23 protein-coding genes are annotated in these 19744 nt (G+C 73.9%); 13 read left to right on the top strand and 10 right to left on the bottom strand.

Annotation, left to right across the window (positions count from 1 at the left end; all coding sequences use genetic code 11):
* Positions 1–10 precede the first annotated feature (10 nt).
* Positions 11–1249, bottom strand: a complete 1239-nt coding sequence (locus ACGFIG_RS21335; RefSeq protein ID WP_393005362.1) for an arginine deiminase — start codon at positions 1247–1249, stop codon at positions 11–13.
* A gap of 163 nt (positions 1250–1412) precedes the next feature.
* Between ACGFIG_RS21335 and ACGFIG_RS21330 the strand changes: the two genes are divergently transcribed.
* From ACGFIG_RS21330 to pheA, 5 genes are all read left to right on the top strand, one after another.
* Positions 1413–2153, top strand: coding sequence for a hypothetical protein (locus tag ACGFIG_RS21330; protein ID WP_393005360.1), 741 nt, complete (start codon positions 1413–1415; stop codon positions 2151–2153).
* A gap of 177 nt (positions 2154–2330) precedes the next feature.
* Positions 2331–2789, top strand: a complete 459-nt coding sequence (locus ACGFIG_RS21325; protein ID WP_393005358.1) for a hypothetical protein — start codon at positions 2331–2333, stop codon at positions 2787–2789.
* A 75-nt stretch (positions 2790–2864) separates the two neighbouring features.
* Positions 2865–3254, top strand: coding sequence for an ACT domain-containing protein (locus ACGFIG_RS21320; RefSeq protein ID WP_393005356.1), 390 nt, complete (start codon positions 2865–2867; stop codon positions 3252–3254).
* A 308-nt stretch (positions 3255–3562) separates the two neighbouring features.
* Positions 3563–4057 (top strand): hypothetical protein, encoded by a 495-nt coding sequence (locus tag ACGFIG_RS21315; protein ID WP_393005599.1) that lies wholly within the window; start codon positions 3563–3565, stop codon positions 4055–4057.
* Positions 4058–4066: 9 nt separating this feature from the next.
* A complete protein-coding gene (gene pheA / locus ACGFIG_RS21310) occupies positions 4067–5020 on the top strand; it encodes a prephenate dehydratase (RefSeq protein ID WP_393005354.1) in 954 nt (317 codons plus the stop codon).
* Positions 5021–5132: 112 nt separating this feature from the next.
* On the opposite strand, the gene ACGFIG_RS21305 is transcribed toward pheA, so the two are convergent.
* Both ACGFIG_RS21305 and ACGFIG_RS21300 read right to left on the bottom strand, forming a co-directional pair.
* The gene (locus tag ACGFIG_RS21305; protein WP_393005352.1) at positions 5133–5855 is read right to left on the bottom strand and encodes an AIM24 family protein; all 723 of its coding nucleotides are present in this window, start codon (positions 5853–5855) and stop codon (positions 5133–5135) included.
* An 81-nt stretch (positions 5856–5936) separates the two neighbouring features.
* A complete protein-coding gene (locus ACGFIG_RS21300) occupies positions 5937–6656 on the bottom strand; it encodes an alpha/beta fold hydrolase (protein ID WP_393005350.1) in 720 nt (239 codons plus the stop codon).
* 82 nt (positions 6657–6738) lie between these two features.
* Here ACGFIG_RS21300 and ACGFIG_RS21295 point away from each other — a divergent pair, with 82 nt between their 5' ends.
* Entirely contained in the window at positions 6739–7290 is a 552-nt protein-coding gene (locus tag ACGFIG_RS21295; protein WP_393005348.1) for a TetR/AcrR family transcriptional regulator, read from the top strand.
* A 92-nt stretch (positions 7291–7382) separates the two neighbouring features.
* Here the strand turns inward: ACGFIG_RS21295 and ACGFIG_RS21290 are convergent, their stop codons facing one another.
* Together ACGFIG_RS21290 and ACGFIG_RS21285 are read right to left on the bottom strand one after the other, a co-directional pair.
* Entirely contained in the window at positions 7383–7727 is a 345-nt protein-coding gene (locus ACGFIG_RS21290; RefSeq protein ID WP_393005597.1) for a metallopeptidase family protein, read from the bottom strand.
* 181 nt (positions 7728–7908) lie between these two features.
* Positions 7909–8340 carry an OsmC family protein gene (locus ACGFIG_RS21285; protein WP_393005346.1) on the bottom strand — a complete coding sequence of 144 codons (432 nt, stop codon included), beginning with the start codon at positions 8338–8340 and terminating at the stop codon, positions 7909–7911.
* A gap of 112 nt (positions 8341–8452) precedes the next feature.
* Between ACGFIG_RS21285 and ACGFIG_RS21280 the strand changes: the two genes are divergently transcribed.
* From ACGFIG_RS21280 to ACGFIG_RS21270, 3 genes are all read left to right on the top strand, one after another.
* Positions 8453–9232, top strand: a complete 780-nt coding sequence (locus ACGFIG_RS21280; protein WP_393005344.1) for a hypothetical protein — start codon at positions 8453–8455, stop codon at positions 9230–9232.
* Between the two features lie 192 nt (positions 9233–9424).
* Positions 9425–10246 (top strand): HAD family hydrolase, encoded by an 822-nt coding sequence (locus ACGFIG_RS21275; protein WP_393005342.1) that lies wholly within the window; start codon positions 9425–9427, stop codon positions 10244–10246.
* On the top strand, positions 10246–11058 hold the full coding sequence (locus ACGFIG_RS21270) for a Cof-type HAD-IIB family hydrolase (protein ID WP_393005340.1): 813 nt from the start codon (positions 10246–10248) through the stop codon (positions 11056–11058). The genes ACGFIG_RS21275 and ACGFIG_RS21270 overlap by 1 nt, the downstream gene beginning before the upstream one ends.
* A 28-nt stretch (positions 11059–11086) precedes the next feature.
* Here ACGFIG_RS21270 and ACGFIG_RS21265 read toward each other — a convergent pair whose 3' ends face one another.
* Positions 11087–11692 (bottom strand): bacterial proteasome activator family protein, encoded by a 606-nt coding sequence (locus ACGFIG_RS21265; RefSeq protein ID WP_393005338.1) that lies wholly within the window; start codon positions 11690–11692, stop codon positions 11087–11089.
* A gap of 83 nt (positions 11693–11775) precedes the next feature.
* On the opposite strand from ACGFIG_RS21265, the gene ACGFIG_RS21260 reads away from it, so the two are divergent.
* Positions 11776–12573: an alpha/beta hydrolase family protein gene (locus ACGFIG_RS21260; protein WP_393005336.1), complete on the top strand. Its 798-nt coding sequence runs from the start codon at positions 11776–11778 to the stop codon at positions 12571–12573.
* An 80-nt stretch (positions 12574–12653) separates the two neighbouring features.
* The gene (locus ACGFIG_RS21255) at positions 12654–13847 is read left to right on the top strand and encodes an ABC transporter substrate-binding protein (protein ID WP_393005334.1); all 1194 of its coding nucleotides are present in this window, start codon (positions 12654–12656) and stop codon (positions 13845–13847) included.
* Positions 13848–14010: 163 nt separating this feature from the next.
* Here ACGFIG_RS21255 and ddaH read toward each other — a convergent pair whose 3' ends face one another.
* Positions 14011–14844, bottom strand: a complete 834-nt coding sequence (ddaH, locus tag ACGFIG_RS21250; RefSeq protein ID WP_393005332.1) for a dimethylargininase — start codon at positions 14842–14844, stop codon at positions 14011–14013.
* A gap of 59 nt (positions 14845–14903) precedes the next feature.
* On the opposite strand from ddaH, the gene ACGFIG_RS21245 reads away from it, so the two are divergent.
* Positions 14904–15362: an Lrp/AsnC family transcriptional regulator gene (locus tag ACGFIG_RS21245; RefSeq protein ID WP_393005330.1), complete on the top strand. Its 459-nt coding sequence runs from the start codon at positions 14904–14906 to the stop codon at positions 15360–15362.
* A gap of 121 nt (positions 15363–15483) precedes the next feature.
* Positions 15484–17370 (top strand): beta-propeller domain-containing protein, encoded by a 1887-nt coding sequence (locus tag ACGFIG_RS21240; protein ID WP_393005328.1) that lies wholly within the window; start codon positions 15484–15486, stop codon positions 17368–17370.
* Between the two features lie 154 nt (positions 17371–17524).
* Here ACGFIG_RS21240 and ACGFIG_RS21235 read toward each other — a convergent pair whose 3' ends face one another.
* From ACGFIG_RS21235 to ACGFIG_RS21225, 3 genes are all read right to left on the bottom strand, one after another.
* Positions 17525–18631, bottom strand: coding sequence for a hypothetical protein (locus ACGFIG_RS21235; protein WP_393005326.1), 1107 nt, complete (start codon positions 18629–18631; stop codon positions 17525–17527).
* A gap of 80 nt (positions 18632–18711) precedes the next feature.
* Complete coding sequence (locus ACGFIG_RS21230; RefSeq protein ID WP_393005324.1) at positions 18712–18978, bottom strand: DUF6457 domain-containing protein; 267 nt, start codon at positions 18976–18978, stop codon at positions 18712–18714.
* Entirely contained in the window at positions 18975–19628 is a 654-nt protein-coding gene (locus tag ACGFIG_RS21225) for a molybdenum cofactor guanylyltransferase (RefSeq protein ID WP_393005322.1), read from the bottom strand. The genes ACGFIG_RS21230 and ACGFIG_RS21225 overlap by 4 nt, the downstream gene beginning before the upstream one ends.
* Positions 19629–19744: the final 116 nt, after the last annotated feature.

Here is a 19744-nt window from a genome sequence, read left to right as displayed (position 1 = left end):
GACCGCCAGCTCACCCCGCGCTGAGCCTGGCGGTCGCCGGCGTGCCGAGCGGCTCGCGCACCAGCGGGCAGGACATGCAGCGCGGGCCGCCCCGGCCGGAGCCCAGCTCGGAGCTGGCGATCGGGATCACCTCGATGCCGGCCCGCTCGAGCTGCGCGTTGGTCTCCGTGTTGCGCTCGTAGCCCACGCAGAGCCGGGGCGCGATGGCCAGGGTGTTGTTGCCGTCGTCCCACTGCTCGCGTTCGGCGGTGACCGGGTCCAGGCCGGTGTCGATGACCCGGAGCTGCGGCAGGTCCATGGCGTCGGCGGCGGCCCGCAGGAACGGCGCCGGGCCGTCCACCCGCGGGTCCTCGCCGTCCACCCCGGCGATGACCGTGTACGCCGACAGGGTGTGGGCGATGTTCGGGTACATCAGCACGGCGTCGACGTCCACCATCGTGCAGACGGTGTCCAGGTGCATGGTCGCCCGTTCCTGGGCGATCGGGACGGCGAGGATGGTGTGCGCGAGCCCGGCGGCGAAGACCTGCCGGGCGAGGCGTTCCGCGCCGGCGGGGGTGGTCCGCTCGCCCACGCCGACGGCCAGCACCCCGGGCGCGAGGAGCAGCACGTCGCCGCCCTCCAGGTGCTCCAGGCCCGGCTGGTAGACGAACTCGGTGCCCGCGAAGCGCGGGTGGTGCCGATAGATGGCGTCGGTCAGCGTGGTCTCCCGCCGCCGCGCCGGCATCGCCAGGCTGGTGACCCCGACCCGGTCGCCGACCCAGAACGAGGAGTCCCGGGTGAACAGCAGGTTGGGCAGCGGGTCGATGACGAAGTCGTGCCGGTCCATCAGGGTGTAGACGAGGCCACCCGGCCGCTCCCGGCTGACCCGCAGCTCCTCGTGGGCCAGCCCGGCGATGAGCACGTCGGCGAGCGCGACGGGATCGAGGTACGCGAGGTGGTCGGCGACCCGGGCGCGCAACGAGTCGCCGAGCCGGGGCGAGCGGAGCACCCCCTCGGTGAGTTCGGCCCGCGCGTCGGCGACGGCGAGCGTCTCGGCGAGGAGGGTGGCGAGATACAGCACCTCGACCCCGCGCTCGCGCAGGGCGGCGGCGAAGGCGTCGTGCTCCTCCTGGGCCCGTCCAACCCATGGGATGGCGTCGAAGAGAAGTGAGTCGTTGTTCCGGGGGGTGAGCCGGGCGAGCTCAGGGCCGGGACGGTGCAGCAGGACCGTCCCGAGCCGACCGACTTCGCTGTCCACGTAGTGGGTCACCCTCGCAGCGTAGGGCAGGGTTTGGCGGCATCCGATAAAACAGGGGTGGATGAATATGGCATTCATCCGCACTCACTCCGGCGTTCCAACTTGCCGACACGGGGGACTGGCAACGTAGGGTAGTGAGGACATAACTTCGAGGGACCTTTTGCCGGAGGTCGCGATGACTGTCTTTCCCGCTCGTCGAGCCGTACCGTCCGCCAGGGCACTGCCGCCCGTGGCGGTGCCACACCCCCGCGTGGAGCCGCCGGGAGCGCTCGCACCCGTCCGTCCGTCCCCGTTGGAGTGGGCCCGCCGCCGTCGGGCGGAGCGGGGCGCACGCCGGCTGGAAGCGGCCGGAGCCCGGGCGCTCGGCCGGCTCGACCATCTCGGGCCCGCGTGGCACGTCATCGAGTGGCCCCGCACGGACGCCTCAGACCTCCTGCTCGACCACGAGCGCGACGACCGCGCCGGTTTCCTCGCCATCGGTCCCAGCGGGCTCTTCGCGGTCACCATCGCCGACCACGGCCGTGCCCGGGTGCTGGTGGCCGGAGACGTGGTCCAGATCAACGGCAAGCGGCCGCCCTACGTGGCCGAGGCCCGCCGCGACGCCAAGCGCGCCAGCAAGGCCCTCTCCGACGCGGTGGGGCTGCCGATCCCGGTGTCGCCGGTGCTGACCTTCGTCGGCTCGGGTGTCATCAGCGTCTACGGCCTGCCGAAGGACTGCCTCATGGCCACCCACCGCGAGCTGGACCGCCTGCTCGTCGCCGGGGGGAGCCGGATCAGCCCGGCCACGGCCGAGAAGCTCTCCCGGGTCGCGCAGCACCCGGACACCTGGATGAACGGCGCCTACCGTCCGGCCGCGGACTACCGGTGGTACGAGGGCGGCCGAACGGCCGCTGACAAGCCGGCCAACCGACGGTAACGTCACCGGCGACGCCACGCACCCGGGGCGCCGGTCGGCACCCGTCGGTCGCGCCGTCGCCGGCCGCCTGGTCAGGGCACTCCCTCACCCGCTGGCGGCCCGGCGACCCCACGCGGTCGGCATCACCCGCGACGACCGGCTAGCGTGGACGGACGGTCGGTGTACATAGGAGGCGCGGTGGCCCACGTCGAACTCTCGCTCTCTGACGTGTTCGCGCCTGCGGCGGGGACATCGACAGAGCAGCAGTTCGACAACCTCGGTCGGTGGTCGTCGACCGTCTCCCACGCCGACGAGCCGTGCCTGCTCATCGACGCCGGGACGAGGGTCGTCGCCGTCTCCGCCACCGGTTGCGAGCTGCTCTGCCTGGGCGAGCCCGAAGACGTGACCGGGCTGCCACTGCTCGACGGCGGGCTACGGCTGCTCGACTTCACCGCCAACCGCTGCGAGCTGACCGAGCCCGAGATCGACAAGATCCCGCCGCTGCTGGCCATCTCGTCCGGGCGGCTGGCCCGCGGGCTGCTCCGGGTCCAGGGGGCGTCGGCCGACGCGCCGGACTCGACCGTCGACGCGATCTCCACCCCGGTGTTCACCGGCGGGACGGTCACCGGTTCGCTCACGTTCTTCTCCCCGGTCTGACCAGCGGCGGGATGTGGCGTTCGCCGCATGCGGCGAATCTGGGGCGGGCCCGTTCCGAGGCCGTAAGGTGCCCTCATGCTCGATATCGCTCTGCTGCCGGGGCAGTACGCCGTGTGCCGCCTGGCCGCCGGCTCCGCCCTGCCGCCCGAGTTGTCGGGCGGGCTGGGCGACGGCGACGTGGTCACGGTGAGCTGGACGGCCGACGGGATCTCGCTGATCTGCCCCGCCGAGCGGGCGCCCGAGCAGGCCGTCACCGAGACCGCCTGGCGCTGCCTGCGGGTCGCCGGGCCGCTCGACCTGGCGGTCAGCGGCACCCTCGCCGCGCTGGTCGACCCGCTCGCCGCGGCCCGGGTCAGCGTGGTCGCCTTCTCCACCTACGACACCGACTACCTGTTGGTTCCCGCCGTACGGCTCGGCGAGGCGACGGCCGCCCTGGAGCGCGCCGGCCATCGCGTCCTCGGCTGATCTTCACCGGACGCCCGGTTCCTCCTAGGATGGGCTCGGCCTCCCGGCCGCAGTGACGCTTCCCGATGTCCCGAGGATCGGCCGTGCCGCCCACCCCCTCGCCCCGCGACACTCCCGCCCGACCGCCCGGCTCCGCCGCCGGCCCCGGAGCGGGTCGGCCGCGCGCCCGCACCGACCGGCAGCCGGGGTCACCCCGACCGGCCGTCGACGCGTCGTGCCCGGCCCCGCCCTCCCGGCGTCCGGATGCACGCGGGTCAGCACCAGCAGGTCCACCGCCCTCGTACGCCCGCCGGCTCGCGGCCGTCGCGCTGCTGGCCGCGCTGCCGCTGGCCGGTTGCGGTACCCCTCCGGAACTGCGCGACCCCGCCCCGACCGCCGTCCCGACCCGCACCGCCGTCCCCGCCCCGCCCAGCGCCGTACCGACGCCTGCGCCCACCACCGGCCTGCCCGGCCCCGGGGCGGTCACCCCCACCCTCGACCCTGGCCTGGTCGCGGTCCCCTGCCCTGACGGCCCCTCGGGGGCACGGATCGTGGGTCTGGTGCGCGGCCGGGGCGGCGTGTTGCCGAACGGCGCCCGGGTCCGGGTGCGTACCGGGCCGCTCTGCGCCGGGGACTGGCACTACACGGTGCTCGACGTGACCGGGCACGAGACGCTCCAGGTGATCACGCAGGGCCGGCCGGGCGCTCCGCGGCTGGTCACCGCCGGTACCGACGTCTGCACCGCCGAGGTCCGCGCCGCCGGGCCGCCCGGGATCCGGACGCGCGTCTGCGACGCCGGGTCGCTGGGCGTACCGGGTGCGTAGGCTGTCGCCATGCCGGGAACACCGCCGACGCGCTTCGTCTTCCTCGGACCGGAGGGCACCTTCGCCGAGCAGGCGCTGAACAGCATCCACGCCGCCGAGCGGGGCAGCCGCACGCCGGCCCGCAGCGTGCCGGAGGCGCTGGAGAGCGTACGGGCCGGGGAGGCGGACGCAGCCCTGGTACCGCTGGAGAACTCGATCGGCGGCGCGGTCGGGGTGACCCTGGACGAACTCGCCGAGGGCGAACCCCTGGTGATCACCCGCGAGGTGGTCCTGCCGGTCGATTTCGTGCTCGCCGCGCGGCCCGGCACGACGCTCCCGCGCGTACGCAGCGTCGCCGCCCACCCGCAGGCGTCCACCCAGTGCCGGGGCTGGCTGCGGGCGCACCTGCCCGACGCCGTCGTCGTCGACGTGCTCTCCAACGGCGCGGCCGCCGCCGGAGCCGCCACCGGCGAGTACGACGCGGCGATCTGCGCGCCGATCGGGGCCGGGCGACACCGGCTCGACGTACTCGCCGACAAGATCGCCGACCATCCGGACGCGGTGACCCGTTTCGTGCTGGTGTCCCGCCCCGGGCCGCCCCCGCCGCCGACCGGCGACGACGTGACGTCCCTGGCGGTCTACATCGCGCACGACCGGGTGGGCGCGCTGCTGTCGGTGCTCATGGAGTTGGCCGTCCGCGGGGTCAACATGAGCCGGATCGAGTCCCGCCCGACAGGCGAGGCGCTCGGTCGGTACGTCTTCTTCCTCGACTGCACCGGGCACGTGGCCGACGTACGGCTCGGTGAGGCGTTGCAGGGGCTGCGCCGGGTCTGCGCCGACGTGCGGTTCCTGGGCTCGTACCCCCGGCACCGCCTCCCGGGGACGGGAGAGCGGCCGATCCCGGCACCGCCCGGCCTCTCGGACACCGACTACGCCGACGCCGCCGCCTGGCTGGCCCGCCTGCGCGCCGGCGACCTCAACTGACGGCGCTGCCGCTCGACGGCGCGCTCGTGCCCGCGACGAGAACCGCCCCCGACCGGCGTCGGATCCGGCGGGACCGGTCGACGCGCAGCGGGGGCGGTGCGGGCGGTACGGGTCAGCTGAGCAGGCCGCCGAGGAGGCCGCCCTGCTGCTCCTGGCTGCCGCTGCCCATGACGGGGGGCTCCTCGGAGGGCTGGACGACGACGAAGCCCTGCCCGGCGAAGCTCATCGTGAAGGCCTCGCCGGTGCGCCGGCCCAGCAGCGTGCCGAGACCGAACTGCTCGGCGCGGTGGTAGCCGGTCTGGAGGTTGGCCGACCAGCAGACCACCGCCTGCGGGTCGACGTAGGTGGGGGCGTCGACGCTGAGCACCACCGGGGTGCCCTTGGTGGTGATGGCGATCCGGCCGTGACCGGTGAAGACGCAGTTGAACAGGCCCGACGAGGAGGCCATGCCGGCCCCGTTGACCATCCGGATGTCGTACTGGAGGGTGGTGTCGAAGGCCAGCACGCTGGAGCCGTTGATGGAGAGCGCGTCGCCGGGCTCCAGGTCGATGACGTGCACGTCCTTGGCGAAGTCGGCGAGGAAGACGTCGCCCCGGCCCGTGACCTTCATCAGCGGGACGCCCTCGCCGGTCAGCTTCTGCTTGAGGAAGTTGCCGAGCCCGCCGGAGCCGAGCGCCTGGAACTGCACCTGCCCCTGGTAGGCGACCATCGACCCGACCCGGGCCATCGCCTCGCCGTTGAGCCCGATCTTCAACATCTTGGAGTTCTGCAGCCGCATGCCGGGCTGCGCGGACTCCTTCTCAAGGTTCTCCGCCGAGAACAGCTCGCTGCGCATGGAAGTGCCTCCTGGGTTCGTGATGCCTGGTCCGACCGTAGGTGACGGTGGCAACCGCCGACCACCGACCACCGACCGACGTCAGATGGCCGAGCGGGTGCGATCGTGCCGCTCGGCGTGCGCCGCCGCGTCCTCGATCAGCCGGGCCAGCCGGACCGGGTCGGCCAGCGCCGTGACATGGCCGGTGCGCGGCAGCCGGACCAGCCGGCCGTCGCGGCAGGCGGCCAGGTACGCCCGCTCGTCGGCCCGGAACGGGTCCCGGTCGCCGTTGACCAGCCAGACCGGGCCGGGATAACCGGCCAGGGCGCCGAGCTGGTCGTGGCCGGCGACCGCCGTGACCACCGCGGGCAGCACCTCACTGGTCAGACCGCCGGCGAGGACGGCGTCCGCCGCCGGGCGCGGTAGGGCGCGACGGAAGGCGTACGCGCTGAACTGGTTCGCCTGCGCCGGGAAGCGCGCGGCGAGCGCGGCCGCCGCGCGGTACAGCCGGGCGAGGTGCGTGGACCGGGCGGTGCAGCCGATCGCGACCAGCCCGGCCACCCGCTCGGGGTAACGGCCGGCGGCGGCGATGCCGACGAAACCGCCGAGCGACAGGCCGGCGAGCAGCGCCCGCCCGCCGACGTGGTCGACAGCGTCGGCGACCGCCTCGGTCGCGGCGGCCATGGCGAATGTCTCGCCGCGGCGGCTGCCGTGGCCCGGCAGGTCGACCGCGAGCGCGGGCCGGTCGAGGCGGCCGACCACCGGGTCCCACATGGTGCGGCTGACGCGGATGCCATGGACGAGGACGACGGGCAGGGCCATCTGCGCTCCTTCAGAGAAAACGCAACGGTTCGTTGCACTCCAGTAGAACACAACGCAACGGTGCGTTGCTATTGTGGCCGTCATGGCACCGCGCAGACAGCAGGAGATCTTCGACAGCACGCTGGCCCTCCTCGCCGAGAAGGGCTACGACGGGCTCACCGTCGAGGCGGTGGCCGAACGTGCCGGGGTGAACAAGACGACGATCTACCGGTGGTGGCCGTCGAAGGCGGCCCTTCTGGCGGACGCGCTGGTCGAAGCGCCGCTGCTCGACCTCGCCACCCCGGACACCGGCTCCCTGCGCGGCGACCTGACGGCGGTCGTTGGCGCCATCGTCGCGCTCCTCACCACGCCGCCGGCCTCGGACGTCGCGGTCGCGGCGCTCGCCGCCTCCGCCCACCGGGCCGAACTGGCGTCGGCCACCCAGCGGTTCTTCGCCGACCGGCTGGCCCGCGAACGTCCCATCTTCGAGCGGGCCGCCCGCCGGGGCGAACTGGCCGCCGACGCCGACCCCATGACGATCATGGACGCGCTCGCCGGTGCCGTCTGGTGCCGCGCGGTGTTCCGGGGGCGTCCGGTCGACGACGCCTTCGTCGACCGGACCGTGGCCATGGTCCTGCGCGGCGTGTCCGGCTGACCGGCGGCGCGTGCAACTGGTGAACCGTCGCCGCCGGAACGCTGGTACCTGAGGGGCGTGCGGACACCTGTGGTATCCGGGCGAGCGGACCTCTAGCCCCAGCCCAACTCGTGCAGGCGGGCGTCGTCGATGCCGAAGTGGTGGGCGATCTCGTGCACCACCGTCACCGCCACCTCGTCGACGACGTCCTCGTCGTCGTCACAGATGCGCAGGATGGGGTTGCGGTAGATCAGGATGCGGTCCGGCAGCACGCCGGCGTAGTCCCAGCCGCGCTCGGTGAGGGCGTGCCCCTCGTAGAGGCCGAGCAGGTCCTCACCGGGGGGCGGGTCGTCCTCCACCAGGACCACGACGTTGCTCATCAGGGCGAGGAGTTCCTCGGGCACCTCGTCGAGCGCGTCGCCGACCAGCTCCTCGAAGCGCTCGCGACTCATCTCCACCGGCACCCCGCCCATTCTGCCTGACGGCACGCACCGCCGGCGCGGAGCGAGACCGGCGGGCGGCCCGCGTACCGGCCGCGCGGGTCGGACCGCCACGGCGAGCACGGCTGGCGTGGCGGCCGACGACCGCTGCGGGACGGCCGGGAAGCGAGGTGCTACGGCCAGGAGGTGAGCGGGACGGTCAGGAGGCGAGGCGGGCGGTCAGGCTGATCTGCGCGCCCGGGGCGAGCAGCCGGGAGATCGGGCAGTTCTCCTTGGCCGTCTCCGCGAGCTTGGTGAACTGGGCCTCGTCGATGCCGGGCACCTGGCCGACGGTCTCCAGCTCGATCCGGGTCACCGTCATTCCGGCGTCGGTCTTGTCGAGGTGGACCTTGGCGGTGGTCTCCACGGAGGTGGGCGGCGAGCCGGCCTCGGCGAGCGCCTTGGAGAACGCCATCGAGAAGCAGCCGGCGTGAGCGGCACCGATGAGCTCCTCGGGGTTAGTGCCCTCACCCTCCTCGAAGCGGGACTTGAAGGAGTAGTTCCCCTCCAGCCCGCCCTTGCCGGTGCGGATCGTGCCGGACCCCTCGGTGAGGTTGCCCTGCCACTGTGCGGAAGCGGTACGGATAGGCATACGTCCGACGCTAGCCCAACCGCGACCGGCCGGCGACCGTTCGCGCTCCGGGTCACCGGGTGCGTACTGTGTCATGATTCGGGGCAGGCCCGCGAACGCGGAAGGGTGGCCGATGTCCCAGGAATCCCCCATTCCCCGGCAGGAACACCGGTCCGACGGTGCGACCGTCCTGGAGTGGGGCACGACGGAGCCGATCGGGTCGGGCCGGTTCGGGCGTACGTTCTCCGGCCTGGGCCGGGACCGCCGGATCCCCGTGCTGCTCGCGGCGCTCGGCGCGGTGGCCGCTCTCGCGTCGATGCTCGGCGAGTGGCAGGTGATGACCCTGCCGAACGCCGGCCCGCAGGGCAACACGCCGCTGCGGGTGCCGGGCGGGGTGTCCGACATCGGCGGCTTCGGGGTGGGTTACCTGGTCGGGCTGTTCGCCCTGGTCTGCGCCGTGGTGCTCGCGCTGCGCGGCACCCGCCCGGTGCGCTCCAACGCCCGGCTCGCCGGGCTGGCCCTGGCCGGGGCGCTGCTGGGGCTGCTGGTCGCGACCGCCGCCTCGCTGGACGAGGCCGGCCAGCGGGTCTTCTTCTACTCCACCGACGACGGGTTCCGGGTCGAGTACGGCCGGGGTCTGGTGATGGCGTTCCTGGCCTGCGTCCTCTTCGCGGCGGCGTTGAAGCTGGCCCCGGCCGGCGCGCCCCCGCTCCCCGGGAACGCGGACGACGGGCCCGGGACGGACGACGGGCGCGGGGCGGACGACGGGCGCGGGGCGGACGAGGCCGAACCGGTGGGTTGGCGCCGGCGCGGCCGCAGGTCGCGGGACGCGGCGGACGATGTGCCGCCCGCGCCGGCCGACCTCACCGTCGGGCCGGCCATCCCCTTCGCCCGCCCCGAACCCCGGAACTGACCCGGCCACCAGCCCTGCGCAGGGGTCCCCGGACGGGGGCACCGGTGGGCCGTCGTCCGTTGGCACAGCATTCGCCGGAACGCCATGGCCGGTGCTCCTCGCGCGAGGTACGTTTGCTGCCCGCCGTCACTAGGGTCGAGGCACCGAGGACCGCGACGGCTGGCTGCGACGGCGGCGGGCGAAGGAGGAACGATGACCCGCCCGGGGCTGCCCAAGCTGATCGCCACGGATCTCGACGGAACGCTCGTCCGCAGTAACGAGACCGTGTCCGCGTACACCCATGAGGTGCTCGACCGGGTGCGGGCCGCCGGGATCCCGGTGGTCGGCGCGACCGGTCGCGGCCCCCGGCTGGCCGAACTGACCCGCAACGACATCCGCGCCGCGGACTTCCTGGTGATGGCCGGCGGCGGCCGGGTGGTCGACCAGAGCGACCCGGCCGGGCCGGTGGTGCTGCGCGACGAGCGCCTCCCCGCCGAGGTGCTGACCACGCTGCTGACCAGCCTGGAGGCGGCCGTCGGGCCGCTGACCGTGATGGTCGAGGCGTCGGACGAGCACGACGCGCCGCTCTGGGGCGACTACCACCCGAGCTGGCCCTACCAGGACGCGTTCGAGGCGCGCACCCGCGCCGAGTGCCTCTCCCACGACGTGATCAAGGCGTTCGTCCGGACCGCCGATCACCACGTCGACGAACTGCTCGCGGTCGCCCGGCAGATCGTCCCACCGGAGGTGGCCACGCTCACCCAGGCCGGGCTGGGCTTCGTCGAGATCTGCCCGCCGGGGGTGGACAAGTCCACCGGGCTGACCGTGGTGGCGCAGCGGCTGGGCGTCGACCCGGCCGAGGTGCTGGTCTTCGGCGACATGCCCAACGACCTGCCGATGTTCGAGTGGGCCGGCTGGGCCCGGGTCGCGGTCTCCAACGCCCACCCGACGGTCCGCGCCGCCGCGGACGAGGTGACCCTGCGCAACGACGACGACGGGGTGGCGGTGTATCTCGATCGGCTACTGTCCCGCTGATGGAAGAGGCACCACGGCTGATAGCCACCGACATCGACGGCACCCTGCTGCGGGACGACCGCACACTGAGCCCGCACACCGCCGGGGTGCTGGCCCGGCTGTCCGCGGAGGGCACGCCGGTCGTGCTGGTCACCGGCCGTCCCATCCGCTGGCTGAAGATGGTGTACGAGCAGCTCGCCGAGCCGCTGCCGGCCATCTGCGCCAACGGGGCGGTGGTCTACGACCCCGTCGCCGACGAGGTGCTGCGGGCCGACCCGCTCGCCCCGCAGCTCCTCGCCGAGGTGGCCCGACGGCTGCGCGCCGAGGTGCCCGAGGTCAGCTTCGCGGTGGAGATCGTCGACAGCCGGCAGATGCGGCACGAGGCGCACTACCCGCTGCGCTGGGACGCGGACCACGGGGCGATCCGGGCGGTCGAGACCCCGGAGGAGCTGCTGGCGGCACCTGCGGTCAAGCTGCTGGCCCGGGCGGTCGACCAGGATCCGGACGCCTTCGTCGCGCTGGTGGCGGGGGCGTTGGAGGGGCTGGCCGAGGCGACCCACTCGTCGTACTCGGGGCTGGTGGAGATCTCCGCCGCCGGCGTGACCAAGGCGGCCGGGCTGGCGTGGTACTGCGCCCGGCTCGGCATCGACGCCCGCGACGTGCTCGCCTTCGGTGACATGCCCAACGACGTGCCGATGCTGACCTGGGCGGGGCGAGGGGTGGCCGTGGCGAACGCGCACCGCGCCGTCCTGGAGATCGCCGACGAGGTGACGGCGGCGAACTCGGCGGACGGCGTGGCGGCGTACCTGGAGAAGGTCTTCGGGGCGGGGTGAGCGGTCGGCCCCTGGCCGCCCCCGTGGATCAGAGGTACTGGCCGGTGCTGTGCCCCTCGACGCCCTGCGGCGGCTGACCCATGCCCGGCATGCCCGGCAGCATGCCGCCGGGGCCGCTGGGCAGCGCCTGCCGGCCCGAGCGCATCTGCTCCAACTGCACGCGGGCGGCCATCTGCTGCGCCACCAGGGCCGCCTGGATGCCGTGGAACAGGCCCTCCAGCCAGCCGACGAGCTGGGCGTGCGCGATGCGCAGCTCGCCCTCGCTGGGCGCCTTCTCCTCGGTGAAGGGCAGCGAGATGCGCTCCAGTTCCTCGCGCAGCTCGGGGGCGAGGCCCTCCTTCAGCTCGACGATCGACCGCTCGTGGATCTCCCGCATCCGGTGCCGGCTGGCGTCGTCGAGCGGGGCGGCCTTGACCTCCTCCAGCAGCTGTTTGATCATGCTGCCGATCCGCATCACCTTGGCCGGCTGCTCGACCAGTCGGGTCGGGTCCTCGCCGTGTGCCTCGTCGGTCTGCACGGTGCCGACGGGCCGCCCGTCCGGGCCGACCACCACCACCGTTCCGGAGCGACCGGTGCCATCCTGGCCCGGCTCGTCGTTCTGTCCAGCGGAGTGCGCTTCGGTCATGGGAACCATCTTTACCCAGTCGCCAGCGCCCATGCGCCCCGGGACCGATCCCCGACCTCGGATCCGCGCGTGATCCGCGCTACGGTCGCGCCATGCCCGCCGACCCACGCGACGTGCTCAGCCGGCCCGCTCCGGCACCCGACGCCACCGTCTCCTACGGCGACCATCCGGACCAGGTCGCCGACCTGCGTGTCCCCGCCGGGTCGGGCCCGGCACGGCGGCTGGTCGTGGTGGTGCACGGCGGCTTCTGGCGGGCCGAGTACGACCGCCGGCACACCGACTGGTTGGCCACCGCGCTGGCCGCGCTGGGCCATCCGGTGGCCCAGGTGGAGTACCGGCGGACGGGGCAGCCGGGGGGCGGCTGGCCCACCACGCTGACCGACGTGCTGACCGGCGTGACGGAGCTGCCCCGGCTCGCGGCCGAGGCGCTGCCCGGCCGGGTCGCCGCCGGACCGCCGCTGCTGGTGGGCCACTCGGCGGGGGGACACCTGGCGTTGTACGTGGCGGCGCACGCCCCGGCCGCCGTCGGTGGGGTGCTGGCGCTGGCCCCGGTGTCGGACCTCGCGGAGGCGTACCGGCTGGATCTCGACGAGGGGGCGGTGGCCGCGCTGCTGGGCGGCGGGCCGGCGGACGTCCCCGCGCGCTACGCCGAGGCCGACCCACGCCAGTCAGTACCAACATCAACACGCACAGTAGTCGTTCACGGTGCACTGGATCAACAGGTGCCGATCACGATGAGCCGGGAGTACGTGGCCGCCAGCCGCGCCGCAGGCGGCGATATATCCCTTGTCGAGCTGCCAGAATGCGAGCATTTCGGGCTCATCGATCCGGAGTCGGCGACGTGGCCGCAGATCACGGCCGCTTTCCGATCTTTGGGAGAAGATCGCTAAGCATTGACGCAGCGTCGCTGACCGGGTAGAACGCCGAGGGGGCGCGATCCGCCCTGCATGCTCCCCCGGAAGGAAACTCGGTGTCGCAGATGAACCGCAGGCAGGCCCTGCAACTGCTGGCCGCTCTCGGTACGGCTGGACTGGTCGCCGGGTGCGGCACCGACGACGCCGGAGACTCGGCCAGGGCGGGGAGCCCGATCAAGATCGGCCTCGTGGCGCCCACCAGCGGCGGCCTCAAGGCCATCGGTGACGAGATCACCAACGGCTTCCAGCTCTTCCTCGACCTGAACGACGAACTGCTGGGTGGGCACCCCACCACCCTGCTCACCGCCGACGAGGGCGAGAGCGTCAAGACCGGCAAGGCCGCCGTCGAAGGGCTGCTCAAGCAGGGCGTACTCGCCCTCACCGGCGTGGTCGACGCCAACGTCATGTCCGGTATCCGGGACACCGTCGAGCAGGCCCGGGTGCCCCTGATCGGCTCCAACGCCTCGCCGTCCAGCCTCCAGAGCGTCGTCTACATCTGGCGGACGTCGTACGTGCTGGACGAGGCGGGTCGGGCGCTGGGCCGCTACCTGCGCGAGCAGCTGGAACCGTCGGCGCGGCTGGCGATCATCGTGCCGGACAGCGTCGCCGCGCAGGACGTCGTGCGGGGCTTCCGGCAGGAGTTCGGCGAGTCCGACCCCCGGATCAAGGACGCAATGGTCACCACGGAGGACCACACCAACCCGTCGAAGTCCGCGTACCGGGCCGACATCCGCAGCGCGCTGAGCCGGAACCCGTCGGCGGTGTTCTGCTTCTTCGCCGGGCCGGCAGCGGTCGAGTTCATCAAGCAGCTGCGCATCGAGGGGTACGACGGCAAGGTCTACGCCCCCGGCTTCCTCACCGAGGGGGCGGTGCTGAGCAGCGTCAAGGCCGAGGACGCGCTGGGCATCCAGACGTCGCTGAACTACTCGTCCGACCTGAACAACACGGCCAACCGCCGGTTCGCCTCCGCGTACCGCAAGAAGCACGGCACCTCGCCCACCACGTACGCGATGGCCTCGTACGACGCCGCGCAGGTGCTCGACCAGGCGATCCGGATCGCCGGCGGTTCGCCGACCCCGCAGCAGGTCAACCTGGCGCTCGGCAAGATCGGCCAGATCGACAGCCCGCGCGGGTTGTGGCAGTTCAACCAGCCGCGTACGCCGCAACAGAAGTGGTACCTGCGCGAGGTCCAGCTCGACGGCCAGGTCCTGTCGAACGTCCTGGTAACCGAACTGGCCACCCTCGGCTGACCCCACCCTCCCCCACTCCGCCCCCCGGCCCGGCCCGGCCCGCCCCGCGCCGTCGATCATGCAGTCGTGGAGGGGGAGGAATCACGCATTCCGGTATTCAACCGGCACCACAAGTGCATGATCGACGCGATGACGGGCGCGGGGGGCGCGAGGGTGGGTGGGGTCAGGGGCGGAGTTCGGCGATGCAGCACTTCACGCTGCCGCCGCCCTTCTTCAGCTCGGCCAACTCGACCGGTACGGGGTGGTAGCCGGCCGCCTTCAGCTTGCCGGCCAGCCGGGTCGCCTCGCTGTTGAGCACCACGTTGAGCCCGTCGCTGACCAGGTTCAGGCCGAAGGCCAGGGCGTCCTCGGCGTCGGCGACCACCGCGTCCGGGAAGAGCTGCGTGAGCACCCGCTGGCTGGCGGCGGAGAAGGCGCCCGGGTAGTAGACGACGTTCTCGTCGTCGATCGAGGCGAGCGCGACGTCCAGGTGGTAGAAGCGCGGGTCGACCAGGCGCAGCGACAGCACCGGCCGCCCCAGCGCCTCCTGCGCCTCGGCGTGCGCCGGCAGTTCGGTGCGGAAGCCGTGCCCGGCGAGGATCAGCCCGCCGTGCGCCTCCGGCAGGTACGCGAAGTCGCCCTCGCCCTCGTTGGTCTCGATCGGGGCGATGAACCGCCAGTCCCGCGACTCGTAGAACGCCCGGTGCGCGGCGGCCTCGGCGGCCCGCTGCTCGTGCTTGAACTGCGCGCCGTACACCGTGCCGTCGACCACGAACGCGCCGTTGGCGGCGTAGACCATGTCGGGCAGGCCCCGCTCGGGGGTCAGCAGGTGCACCTCGTGGCCGAGACCGACCAGGGTCTCCCGCAGTCGGTCCCACTGCTTGACGGCAAGCTCGGAGTCGACGGGGGTGGTCACGTCCATCCACGGATTGATCGCGTACTCGACCGCGAAGTGCTCGGGCGAGCACATGAGATATGTCCGCTTTCGCGCGACTCGCTGCTGGTTCACGATGACCAAGGGTAGGTACGCTCGAACTTTGGTAACAGCCACAACCATTGCTTCCCAGAGGCGGAACGTTGCAGATAGACGCCGTTGACCAGCGGATCATTGCGTTGCTCGTCGCGGATGCCCGCGCCTCGTATGCCGACATTGGCCAGCGGGTGTCGCTCTCCGCTCCGGCGGTCAAACGACGGGTGGACCGGCTGCGGTCCGCCGGCGTGATCCGGGGCTTCACCGCCATCGTCGACCCCGCCGCCGTCGGCTGGACCACCGAGGCGTTCGTCGAGCTGTTCTGCGCCGGGCGGACCACCCCGGCCCAGATCGGGGTGGCGACCCGCCGGCACCCCGAGGTGGTCGGCGCGTACACCGTCTCGGGCGAGGCCGACGCGCTCGTACACCTGCGGGCCGCCGACATCGCGCACCTGGAGGCGGCGTTGGAGCGGCTGCGGGCCGAGCCGTTCGTGACCTCGACGCGGAGCACCATCGTGCTCTCCCGGCTCGTCGAGTCCCCCGGCGTCGGCCCCTCCCCCCGCTGACCCCCGGCCCGCCGGCGCGGGCAGGCGCGGGAGAGGCGGCGCGGGCAGGCCGCGTGTCGAACGGCGCGGAAGGCCGGAGACGGGCCGGAACCTCCCGGCGGGCGGGTGCGTCGAACCGGCCATGACACGGGGAGCCCCCATCTTCGCGGTCGGCACGCTGGCCGCGCTCACCCTGCTCGGCGGCAGCGCGTTCCCGGCGGCACCGCCCGGCCCACCGGCCCCGCGGCAGCCGACGGCCGCGCCCCTGCTCGTCTCCTACGACTCCTGCGCCCAGGCGCTGGCCGGGCTGCGCGCCGCCGCCGGGGCCTCCGTCGGTCCGTGGGGCTTCGGCGGGAACGGCTGGCGTACCGGGGCGGCCTTCGGCGACGTCGCCAAGGACGCGACCGGGGCCCGGGCGATGCCCCAGTCCGCCCAGCCCGCCCCGGAGCACTCCACGACCAACGTGCACGAGGCCGGCGCGGACGAACCGGACCTCGTCAAGACCGACGGACGGCGGATCGTGACCGTCACCCGGGGCGTGCTGCGGGTGGTGGATCCGGCCGTCCGGCGGGAGACGGGCCGCCTCGACCTGACGCGGTCGACGCCCGAGCTGCGGTGGGGGGAGCAGGCCAGCCTGCTCTTGCACGGCGACCGGGCGCTGGTGCTGACCCGCACGGGCGCGGAACTCCAGCGGGCGACCCGCGAGGCGCGGCCGGGCACCGCGCCGCGCCTGATCCTGGTCGACCTCGCGGGTGCGCCACGGGTGCTCGGCACCTACCGGATGGACGGCAGCCTCGTCGACGCCCGGCAGACCGGGTCCACCGCGCGGGTCGTGGTCCGCACGCACCCTCGGCTGGTCTTCCCGTACGCCGAACGGGGCACCGACGCGACGCGGACCGCCGCCAACCGGGCGGTGATCGCCAGCGCCGGGGTCGAGGCGTGGCTGCCGGCGTACGAGTGGACCGACGGGGCGCAGCGGCACGTCGGCCGGGTCGGCTGCGAGCGGCTGAGCCGTCCTCCCGCCTGGTCCGGCACGTCCATGCTGACCGTGTTGAGCTTCGACCTCGCCGGCGACCGCCTCGGCGACGGCGACCCGGTCAGCGTCGCCGCCGACGCCACCACCGTCTACGGCACCGGGACGAGCCTCTACCTCGCCGGAGAGCGGTCGGGCTCGACTCGACCCCGCCCCGCCCGCGTGGGCGACTGGCCGCCGGAGCCGCCGGTCACCGAGATCCACGGCTTCGACACCAGCGGGCCCGGGCGCCCCCGGTACGTGGCCTCCGGCAGCGTCCCCGGTTCACTCGTCAACCAGTACGCGCTCTCGGAGTGGCAGGGGCACCTGCGGGTCGCCACCACCACCGGCGACGCCTGGGGCACCCGGCCGACCTCGGAGTCCGCCGTGTACGTGCTGCGCCCCGACGGCAACTCGCTGGTCCGCACGGGCGCGGTCACCGGCCTCGGCCCCGGCGAGCGGATCTACTCCGTACGCTTCCTCGGCGGCTCCGCGTACGTGGTCACGTTCCGGCTCACCGACCCGCTCTACGCGGTCGACCTGACCGACCCGACAGCGCCCCGGGTCACCGGCGAACTGAAGATCACCGGGTACTCGGCGTACCTGCACCCGCTGCCGGAGGGCCGGCTGCTCGGGGTGGGCCAGGAGGCCGACCGACGGGGACGCGCGCAGGGGCTCCAGGTCTCCCTGTTCGACGTCCGTGATCCGGCCCGTCCGACCCGGCTCGACCAGTGGCACGTGCCGAGGGCGTACTCCGCGTTGGAGCACGACACGCACGCCTTCCTGCACCACCCGGGGACGGGCCTGGTCGCCCTGCCGGTCGGCGAGGACGTACGCCTGCTGCGGGTGTCCGGGACCGACATCGGCGAGGTCGGCACGGTCTCGCACGCCGGCCGGGCGGGCCCGGTCCTCCGGTCGTTGCTGGTCGGGGATGTGCTCTGGACCGTCTCCGACGCCGGCCTGCGGGCCACCGACCCGGCCACCGCCCGGAGCCTCGACTGGCTGCCGGTGACCTGATCATCCCTCCCTCGGCGGGTGGGGCCCGGTTCTCGGGGTTTCCGGGCCCCACCCCGCCACCACCGGCACGGCTCGGCGAGGCCACGGCCCGGACGTCCGGGCCCGCTTGAGCTTCTTGCGCGACGGGATCTCGTCGGCGGTGGTGCGGGGTGGATCAGAGGTACATGCCGGTGCGGTGTTCGCCCTGGTCCCGCTTGACCGGCTTGTCGCCCTCGCCGAAGAACCGCTTCCCACCGAACTCGCCGTGCAGGCGGTCGTCCAGCTCGTCCGCGAGGCCGGTCATCACCTGGACCGCGAGCATGAGGTGGGTGGCCTGGAAGTTGCGGCCGAAGACGGGGATGGACGCCCACACGGTGTCGTCGGCGCAGTAGAGCCGGCCGATGGGCATCCGGTTGGTCAGCTCGGAGAGCTTGACGTAGAGCCGCTCGGTCGGCTCGACCTCGGTCAGCACGGGGGAGAAGACGTCCACCAGCGGCGGGTTGTCGCGGACCCGGACGAAGACCATCGCCGAGCCGGCGCGGATGTTGATGTCGCCGTCGGAGTCGATCTGCAACCGCTCGGAGTCCGACTTGAGCATGGTCGAGACGACGGTGCGGACCTGCTCGGCGAGCACGGCCACGTCCTGCTCGGGCGCCTGGGCGGCGGCGGCCGCCGCGAGCGCCTCGTCGAGGTCGGCCTCGACGTTGCGGTCGGGGCCGAACTCGCTGCGCGCGGTGCCCAGCGGCTCCACCGGCAGCGGGTCGCCCTCGGCGTCGTGGATGAGGTAGACGAGGAAGGCGGGGTGCGGGGCGCCGTAGACGTCGCGCAGCGTACGGGTCAGCAGGGCCGCCAGCCGGGTGGCCTCGGCGGTGCCGCTGTCCAGCCCGAATGACTCGCCGGAGCCCTCCACCACGCCCGGCGGCGACCAGCCGAGCGCGATCATGTCCGCCACGGCGGCCCGGTCCAGCCGGTAGCCGTCCGGCAGGGTGGCGTTGCCGACCGCGCGGGCGGCCAGCCGGCCCCCCTCGCCGACATCGATGCTGACGGAGTAGACCGCGTCGCCGGTGCCGGATGCCGTCGGGTCGAGGGTCAGCTCGACGTGCGTGCCCGTGGGCAACGCCGCCAACCGACCGGCGAGTGCGTGCGCGAACTCGTGCCAGGCCTGGGTGACCTTGGCCCGCAGGTCGGCCGTGCTGGGCTCGTCGAGCAGGATCGGCTCGTGGTGCGCCGGCAGGCTGCCGGGCGAGTCGTCGCCCGGCGCCGAGGGGTGGTCCGCCGTCATGATCGCCTCCGTCCGTCGAGGTCACCCTACCCACGGAACGTGGGAGACGAATCAGCCCGACCGTGATCGGACAGCGGAGGTCAGCCCGGCGTCCCGTCCGGGCGTTCGGCGCCGAGCCCGACCGGCCAGGAGGCGGCCAGCGCGCTGAGCCGGGCAGCCGCGCCCGCCGGGTCCGCGCCCCGCCCGACCGCGAGCCCGAGGAGGTACGCCGTGACGGGCGCGCCCGGCCGCAGCACCTGGTGGGCCACGTCCCTGGCCAGGTCGAGCACGGCCGGCACCGGCACCTGGGCGGGGTCGAGGTCCAGTTCGGCGCAGGCCGCCGTCACCCAGTCGTCCATGACCGTCATCGCGCCCACTCCTCCGCCCGGCGTACGTCCTCGTCAGTGTCGCAGTCGAACCAGGGCGGCGGGCCGGCACCGACCCACGGCACCTCGCGCACCCGCAGGCCGGCGAGCAGCGCCCGCATCGACGCCCCGGCGAGCGGCGCGGCGCCCCCGCCGGCCGGCCCGTCGACGCGCTCGACGCCCCCGCCGGCCGGCCCGTCGGCGCGCTCGGTGGCGAGGTGGTCCAGGGCTGCGCGCAGTGGCTCCAGCCGCCACACGCCGCAGAGGGGCTGCCGTCGGCCGGCACCGTCGACGTAACAGGCGCCGTCGTGGCCGGCGTGGAGCTGAGCGAGCAGTTCCCCGACCGCCGGGCGGGTGAGCAGGGGCAGGTCGGCCGCCAGCAGTGCGACCACCGGCGTACCGGGGCCGAGCAGGGCCACCCCGGCCGCCGCGGCGGCGACGGGGCCGCCGCCCGGCGGTTCCTCCCGGATCACCCGCACCCCGGCAGGCGCCGGTCCGGGCGGGCCGACCAGGATGCGCGGCGCGGCGTCGGCGACGGCGGCCAGCACGCGCTCCCGCATGGGCAGGCCGCCGACCGTACGGGCGGGCTTGTCGACGCCCCCCATCCGGCGCGCGGCCCCGCCCGCCAGCACCACCGCCGCGTACGCGTCCACCCGGCCACGGTAGCCGCCGGACGCCTCGGCGGGACACGAGTGCCGGGGCGCCGACCGGGACGGGCACCTGACGCGGGTGGGGCTGTGGCGTCGGGCGGCGGCCGGCCCCGGAGGTG

This window comes from Micromonospora sp. NPDC049048 (assembly GCF_043197615.1).
Taxonomy (GTDB): Bacteria; Actinomycetota; Actinomycetes; order Mycobacteriales; family Micromonosporaceae; genus Micromonospora.
Note: the sequence above shows the minus strand (reverse complement) of the source record. Positions and strands in the feature narration are given on the sequence as shown.

Excerpts from the sequence above, each read along its gene's own strand:
- ACGFIG_RS21280 (WP_393005344.1), top strand. The coding sequence starts at position 8,453 with ATGTCCCAGGAATCCCCCATTCCCCGGCAGGAACACCGGTCCGACGGT.
- ACGFIG_RS21330 (WP_393005360.1), top strand. The coding sequence starts at position 1,413 with ATGACTGTCTTTCCCGCTCGTCGAGCCGTACCGTCCGCCAGGGCACTG.
- ACGFIG_RS21295 (WP_393005348.1), top strand. The coding sequence starts at position 6,739 with ATGGCACCGCGCAGACAGCAGGAGATCTTCGACAGCACGCTGGCCCTC.
- ACGFIG_RS21320 (WP_393005356.1), top strand. The coding sequence starts at position 2,865 with ATGCTCGATATCGCTCTGCTGCCGGGGCAGTACGCCGTGTGCCGCCTG.
- ACGFIG_RS21240 (WP_393005328.1), top strand. The coding sequence starts at position 15,484 with ATGACACGGGGAGCCCCCATCTTCGCGGTCGGCACGCTGGCCGCGCTC.
- ACGFIG_RS21275 (WP_393005342.1), top strand. The coding sequence starts at position 9,425 with ATGACCCGCCCGGGGCTGCCCAAGCTGATCGCCACGGATCTCGACGGA.
- ACGFIG_RS21270 (WP_393005340.1), top strand. The coding sequence starts at position 10,246 with ATGGAAGAGGCACCACGGCTGATAGCCACCGACATCGACGGCACCCTG.
- ACGFIG_RS21265 (WP_393005338.1), bottom strand. The coding sequence starts at position 11,692 with ATGGTTCCCATGACCGAAGCGCACTCCGCTGGACAGAACGACGAGCCG.
- ACGFIG_RS21230 (WP_393005324.1), bottom strand. The coding sequence starts at position 18,978 with ATGACGGTCATGGACGACTGGGTGACGGCGGCCTGCGCCGAACTGGAC.
- ACGFIG_RS21260 (WP_393005336.1), top strand. The coding sequence starts at position 11,776 with ATGCCCGCCGACCCACGCGACGTGCTCAGCCGGCCCGCTCCGGCACCC.
- ACGFIG_RS21285 (WP_393005346.1), bottom strand. The coding sequence starts at position 8,340 with ATGCCTATCCGTACCGCTTCCGCACAGTGGCAGGGCAACCTCACCGAG.
- pheA (WP_393005354.1), top strand. The coding sequence starts at position 4,067 with ATGCCGGGAACACCGCCGACGCGCTTCGTCTTCCTCGGACCGGAGGGC.
- ACGFIG_RS21305 (WP_393005352.1), bottom strand. The coding sequence starts at position 5,855 with ATGCGCAGCGAGCTGTTCTCGGCGGAGAACCTTGAGAAGGAGTCCGCG.
- ACGFIG_RS21235 (WP_393005326.1), bottom strand. The coding sequence starts at position 18,631 with ATGACGGCGGACCACCCCTCGGCGCCGGGCGACGACTCGCCCGGCAGC.
- ACGFIG_RS21300 (WP_393005350.1), bottom strand. The coding sequence starts at position 6,656 with ATGGCCCTGCCCGTCGTCCTCGTCCATGGCATCCGCGTCAGCCGCACC.